The sequence below is a fragment of the Candidatus Obscuribacterales bacterium genome (assembly GCA_036703605.1).
GTDB lineage: Bacteria > Cyanobacteriota > Cyanobacteriia > RECH01 > RECH01 > RECH01.
In genome coordinates, this window is record DATNRH010001091.1 from 1 (window position 1) to 1,004 (window position 1,004).

Annotated in this window: 2 protein-coding genes; one reads left to right on the forward strand and one right to left on the reverse strand. The window is 53.1% G+C overall.

Going from position 1 to position 1,004, the window contains the following annotated elements; all coding sequences use genetic code 11:
- The coding region (locus tag V6D20_22595; protein ID HEY9818571.1) for a hypothetical protein at positions 1–193 on the forward strand (193 nt) is incomplete at its 5' end.
- A gap of 72 nt (positions 194–265) precedes the next feature.
- Here the strand turns inward: V6D20_22595 and V6D20_22600 are convergent.
- Positions 266–1,004 (reverse strand): hypothetical protein (locus V6D20_22600; protein ID HEY9818572.1); only part of this gene is annotated, 739 nt, incomplete at its 5' end.

Consider the following 1,004-nt stretch of genomic DNA (forward strand, 5'->3'; position numbering starts at 1 on the left):
GTTTTGCTTGCTAACATTGGTAGAAAGCGACTTGTTAATTGCTGAGCGACCCAAGGCCAAGCTCATCAGAATTAACAGCGATCCTAAGAACCTAATGGTGCCCCGTGAGGACATCGACGTCGCCCTCGTCTCGTCAGCCCAGCCCGCCTTGGAGGGCCTTGCTCACCGGCTACTGACCTCCGAGACTCTGTGAATTGTACGACTACTGACTGAGCTCTGGGGCCCAGTCGCAACAGTGGAAAGTAGTTGCTTCTGTGACGGTTTATTAAAGTTCCGAGGCTAGGTCACTAAGACCAGGTCGACCAGCCCTTTCTAAGTAGTCTACTGAGCTGGTTCGGTAAGCCTTGATGGCGGAGTCGGACGACTTTTTGGACATTTGGAAGAGGTTTACGGCAAGTTTCGCCGATTTGCTGTTGAGTTCGGAGTGTGCTGTGGTGTGGTTGAAAAAGTCCAGGGCAACCCTGCACTGCAGATTAGCGACCTGCTGGCTGCCAGCTCCCATTTCTTTCAGTTTGGATAGTTCTTCGAGGACCTCTTCGACCAGCTTGTTGATAATGGCTTGAAGCTCCTCCTTGTAGTCCTCGTCACCAAGGTAGAAGAGATCGTTGGATTCAAGCTTCGCGATATGGTAGGGCAACTTTCCGTTCATGCCGGCAAAAAGCGAGATCATGCCAAGGAAAACGTTGGCTCGGCCTGTGGAGCCTTCGGGCCATGGGTACTCCTTAACCACCTTGATGAGGCCCTTCGTGAGATAAAACGGGCCGTGTTCAGGGTGTCCGGGCATCACGATCAGGAGTCCACAGAAACTCCTCAAGTAGCTAGCTAGGGCAGCGCCCGTAGACACAGCACGCCCAGAGCCGTCAAAGTCAGCTTCTAGTGGCACTTCTTGCACCAGAGTAATGGCAGCCTTGAGAAGGCTCTCAGCCTGGGGCAAGGAACCGTTCTGCAGCGCAGCTTCAGCGGATAATAGATACAAGTAGAGGCGCTGGAAGACATCCTCCATA